The organism is Streptomyces sp. NPDC054840 (assembly GCF_053611065.1).
In genome coordinates, this window is the sequence record NZ_JBSGZP010000569.1 from 1 (window position 1) to 4,939 (window position 4,939).

At 73.2% G+C, this 4,939-nt stretch carries 4 protein-coding genes; 1 reads left to right on the forward strand and 3 read right to left on the reverse strand.

Going from position 1 to position 4,939, the window contains the following annotated elements; all coding sequences use genetic code 11:
• Positions 1-65 precede the first annotated feature (65 nt).
• A complete protein-coding gene (locus tag ACWGIU_RS29745; protein ID WP_453710931.1) occupies positions 66-1,043 on the forward strand; it encodes a TAXI family TRAP transporter solute-binding subunit in 978 nt (325 codons plus the stop codon).
• Positions 1,044-1,047: 4 nt separating this feature from the next.
• Here ACWGIU_RS29745 and ACWGIU_RS29750 read toward each other — a convergent pair whose 3' ends face one another.
• The 3 genes from ACWGIU_RS29750 to ACWGIU_RS29760 all read right to left on the reverse strand — a co-directional run bounded on the left by ACWGIU_RS29750 (position 1,048) and on the right by ACWGIU_RS29760 (position 4,739).
• Entirely contained in the window at positions 1,048-2,481 is a 1,434-nt protein-coding gene (locus tag ACWGIU_RS29750) for an ATP-binding protein (protein ID WP_453710933.1), read from the reverse strand.
• On the reverse strand, positions 2,478-3,212 hold the full coding sequence (locus ACWGIU_RS29755) for a response regulator transcription factor (RefSeq protein WP_453710935.1): 735 nt from the start codon (positions 3,210-3,212) through the stop codon (positions 2,478-2,480). The genes ACWGIU_RS29750 and ACWGIU_RS29755 overlap by 4 nt, the downstream gene beginning before the upstream one ends.
• A gap of 150 nt (positions 3,213-3,362) precedes the next feature.
• Entirely contained in the window at positions 3,363-4,739 is a 1,377-nt protein-coding gene (locus tag ACWGIU_RS29760; RefSeq protein WP_453710937.1) for an MFS transporter, read from the reverse strand.
• Positions 4,740-4,939: the final 200 nt, after the last annotated feature.

Genomic DNA, 4,939 nt, shown 5'->3' on the forward strand with positions numbered 1-4,939 from the left:
GACATCGGTGCTCTTCCCGGCCCTTGTCGGCATCCGCCGTCCACACAACCCTTTAGGCTTCCGCCGTGACCAGCGCAGAAGTGACCCGGCGGCGGCTGATGGGTGTCGGCCTCGGTGTCCTGGCGGGGGTGTCGGCCGGCTGCTCGGGGGGTTCCGGGCCGCTGCGGCGGCTACGGCTCGCGACGGGGCCCGAGGGCGGGCCGTACAACGCGTTCGGGCAGGCCCTCGCACAGGCCGTGGCGGCGAGCGGCCGCCGGATCGAGATCGTCCCGGTGAGCACCGCGGCCAGCGTGGACAACCTGCGGAAGCTGGACGACGGCTCCGTCGAGCTGGCTTTGGCCATGGCGGACGCCGCCGAGGACGCGGTGCTCGGCCGGGAGCCGTTCCCCGGGCCGACCGTCGCGACCGCCCTGGCCAGGGTCTACGTGAACTACACACACCTGCTCGTCCCGGCGGACGGACCGGTGCGCTCGGTTCGGGATCTCGCCGGGCGCCCGGTCGCGGCAGGCGCGGCGGGCTCAGGGGTACAAGTGGTGGCGGAACGGGTCCTGCGGGCGGCCGGGCTGAGCGGCGCCCCTTCGTCGGCGGCCGCGGCGGACGAGCGGCACCTGGGCCTCGCCCCCTCGGTGAGCGCCCTTCGCGAGGGCTCGGTCGACGCGCTGTTCTGGTCCGGAGGGGTGCCCACCCCCGCCCTGGCGGACCTGGCCCGCGAGCTGCCGCTGCGCTTCCTGCCGCTCGAAGCCCACGTCGGCGCGCTGCGGGAGCGCTACGGCCCCGTTTACACGGCGGTCACCCTGCCGGCCGGGGTGTACGGGCTGACGGAGCCGGTGGGAACCGTCGGGGTCGGCAACTACCTCCTGGCGCGGGCCGACGTGCCGCAGGGCGCCGTACGTGACCTGCTCCAGGTGGTGTTCGAGCGGTGGCGCGATCTGTTGCGGGAGGTGACGGCGGGGGCCCGGCTGGAGCCGCGGTTCGCCATCTCCACCGGCGAGGTGCCGCTGCACCCCGGCGCGGCCGCCCACTACCGGTCGGTGTACGGCTGAGACCTCACCCAGGAGGAGGGGCCGGGAGCCGGAGTTCCGCCACCAGGCCGTGCGGCTCCTGGCCGCCGATGTCGAGCCGGCCGCCGCTGATCCGGGCGATCTCCTCGGCGATGGCCAGCCCCAGGCCGCTGCCGGGGATGTTCTGGTGTTCCGGGGAACGCGCGAAACGGCGTAGCAGCAGGGGCAGTTGTTCCTCCGGCACGCCCGGGCCGTCGTCCGCGACCCGTACGACGGCGGCGCTCCCGTCGGCCGCGTGCGTGGCGCGCACCTCGACGCGCCCGCCGCGCGGGACGAACTTGACGGCGTTGTCGAGGAGCGCGTCGAGGATCCGGCCCGTCGCGTCGGGCAGGGCGCGGGCCCGCAGGCCGTCCGCGAGGCCGGCGGCCACCAGTTCCACCCCCGCGGCGCGGAAGACCGGCGTCCAGGCCGCCACCCGGTCCCGTACCGACCGCGACACGTCCTCGTGGCTCAGCTCCGCCGTCCCCGACTCCACACGGGCCAGCGCCAGCAGGCCGTCGAGCAGCTCCTCCAGGCGTTCCGCCTCGTCCAGGGCGCGGATGTGCTCGGCCAGGCCTGGCCCGGGTGCGATGTGTGGCTCGACGTTCTCCAGCTGCAGTACCAGGGTGGCCAGCGGATTGCGCAGTTGGTGGGAGGCATCGGCGACGAAGTCGCGCTGACGGCCGATCGAGTCGGCCATCGCCTCCGCCATCGTGTTGAAGTGCTGCCGAAGATGGCGCAGTTCCGGCGGACCCGTGTCGGACACGGCACGGGCCTGCAGGCTGCCGGCGGTCAGTCGCTCGACCGCCCGGTCCAGGTCCAGTACGGGGCGCATCAGCCAGCGCGCGATCCCGGCCGCGACCAGAGCGGCCGCCGTGAAGGCGCCGAGCGCCCCGGCGGCGATGAGCGACCAGCGGATCGTCACGTCCCGGCGGGCGGCCTCGGTGGGCACGGCCATCAGAACCGCCCCGCTCACCCGCTCGTCCCGGCCCACCGGTTCGGCCAGCACCACGGTGCGCGGTCCCCAGGGGCGCAGGGTGGGCAGCCGGTCGGTCGAGCGGCCGGTGAGGGCGCGGTGACGGGCGTCCGCCCCGTCGGAGGAGCCGCCCCGGGAGGAATCGGCGTCGGTGGCCGCGTTCGTGGCGGCCTCGGCCGCCGGACCGGTCCCGGCCCGGGCCACCGTCGCCCCCGCGGAGTCGACCACGGCCACCCCGGCTCCGTACAGCTGGGCGTAGCGGCCGATCTCGGCCGACAGCTCCGCCCGGTCGGCGGCGGTACGCATCCGGTCGGCGAGGTCGGCGAAGCGTACGGCCTCCGAGCGCCGTTGCAGGAGCAGGTGCTCGGTGCGCCCGCGCGCGTAGGCATCGGCCAGGGGAACGCAGAGCAGCAGCGCCGCCGCCCCCATGAGCACCATCAGCACCGCCAGCAGCCTGCGCCTCACCGCTCGCCGTCCCGCGCGTCGGGGGCGGGGGCATCGGCCTGGGCCGGGAAGCCGAGCTGGTAGCCGAACCCCCGGACCGTACGCACCAGACCGGAGCGGCCGGTCTTGGCGCGGATGCCCGCCACATGGACGTCCAGGGAGCGGGAGGCCGCGAGGAAGACGTCACCCCAGATCCGGTCCAGGATCACCTCGCGCGAATGCACCTCGTCCGGGCGGGCGGCCAGGAAGGCCAGTACGTCGAACTCGCGTCGGGTGAGACGCACTTCGGTTCCGGCCACCGTGACCGTGCGCCCGGCGAGGTCCACCTCGACATCGCCGGTGCGCACGGGACGGGACCCGGCCGCGGCCGGGTCCGGGGTGTCCGAACGGCCGTGGTGAGGATCGGTCCGGCGCCGTACGGAGTCGATCCGGGCCATCAGTTCGGCCATCCGGAACGGCTTGACCACGTAGTCGTCGGCCCCCGCCCGCAGCCCCTGCACGATGTCGCGCTCCTCGCAGCGCGCCGTCACCACGATCAGCGGCGCGTCGCAGACGGTACGCAGCCGCCGCAGCAGCTCCAGCCCGTCGAGGTCGGGGAGGCCCAGGTCGAGCAGGACGAATTCGGCCTCGCGGACGTGGCGCAGGGCGTCCAGGGCGCGCCCGACCCGGCGGACGGTGTGTCCACGCTGGGCGAGGGCCGTGCCGAGGGCCTGGGCCATGCGGTCGTCGTCCTCGACGAGAAGCGCGTGCATAGACAGTCCCTCGCGACCTGTGACCCGGAGCCCCGCTGTACCGGAGCCCCGATGTACCGGAACCCTATTGGCGGAGCCCCGGCGTCCGGATCCCCGTGGCCCGGCGCAGCAGCCTACGGGAGTCGCCGCACCGGCCACCGGGTCGGACGATCAGCGTGCCGCCTCGGCGGGAGCCGCCGCCGGCCGTTCCCGCTCGGGCCCGCCGTCGGCCTCGGCCTCGGCGCGGCTCAGGGCGGCGTTGCGGGTGTCCGGCATGAGCACGTACGTGACGAGGGAGATCAGCGCGCACCCGGAGACGTACCAGAAGAACATCTTCTCGTGCCCGCTGTTCTTGAACCACAGCGCCACATACTCCGCCGTGCCGCCGAAGAGCGCGTTGGCGATCGCGTAGGGCAGCGCCACGCCCAGCGCGCGCACCCGGGTCGGGAACAGCTCGGCCTTGACGGCCGCGTTGATGGACGTGTACCCGGTGATGATCACCAGGGCCAGCAGGGACAGCCCGAGCGCGGACCAGTACGAGGTGGCCGATCCGAGCGCGGTCATGATCGGGTAGGTGCCGACGGTGCAGCCCACCGCGAAGGTGATCAGAAGGGGCCGGCGGCCGATCCGGTCGGACAGCATGCCGGCGAAGGGCTGCAGTACGGCGAAGAGGGTCAGGGCGGTGAAGCTGACGAGCGTGGCGGTGGTCTTCTCCATGCCCGCGCTGCCGACCAGGTACTTGGTAAGGTACGTGGTGTAGGTGTAGTAGGCCACGGTGCCACCGAGGGTGAGCGCCATGACGAGCCCCGCCTGCCGCCGGTACTGCCACAGGGCCTTCAGCGTGCCGCGCGTACTGTCGTCGTGGGCGTCCTCTCCCGACGCCGACGACTCCTCCTTGAAGGCGTCGGTCTCCTGCAGCCGTCGCCGCAGCCAGAAGACGACCACCGCGAACAACGCCCCGACGAGGAACGGGATCCGCCAGCCCCAGCTCTCCAACTGGGCGGTGGTCAGGGTGTGCTGCAGAGTGATCAGGATGCCCAGACCGAGCAGCTGGCCGCAGGTCATCGAGACGTACTGGAAGGACGAGCCCAGCCCGCGCCGGTCGCGGGCCGACGCCTCGGTCAGGTAGGTGGCGCTGGCCGCGTACTCGCCGCCGATGCTCATCCCCTGGAGCAGCCGTGCGAGCAGCAGCACCAGGGCGCCGAAGTACCCGGCCTGTCCGTAGGTCGGGGCGACGGCGATCAGCAGGGCGGCCACCGACATCATCGTGACGGTGAGGGTGAGCGCGCTTTTGCGCCCGTGCCGGTCGGCGGCGCGCCCCAGGATCCACCCGCCGACGGGACGCATCAGGAAGCCGACGGCGAAGATGCCCGCCGTGTTCATCAGCTGGGTGGTGGGGTTGTCGCCGGGGAAGAAGGAATCGGCGAAGTAGATCGCGAAGCTTGCGTAGACGAACCAGTCGTACCACTCGACAAGGTTGCCGAGCGAGCCGCCGACCAGGGCCAGACGGCGCTTCCTGCGCTCGTCCCCGGGCGGCGACGCGGGCATGACGACGGACGAGGACATGGCGGCTCCAGAGGGAAGTCCCTGGTGAGGGACGGCAGAACTGCCCCGGCGATGGGGGAGTGTCCAGAGCATGCGGCGGCCGTTGTACCCGGACAAGGTCCGCCACGCAGATCTAACGTTCCGCTAAGAAAGCGCCCGGGAAGGCCCCGGGGCCGCCGGATTTCACCATTCAGTCATGCGCA

Coding starts and splice junctions, on each gene's coding strand:
- ACWGIU_RS29755 (WP_453710935.1), bottom strand. CDS start 3,212: ATGCACGCGCTTCTCGTCGAGGACGACGACCGCATGGCCCAGGCCCTC.
- ACWGIU_RS29760 (WP_453710937.1), bottom strand. CDS start 4,739: ATGCCCGCGTCGCCGCCCGGGGACGAGCGCAGGAAGCGCCGTCTGGCC.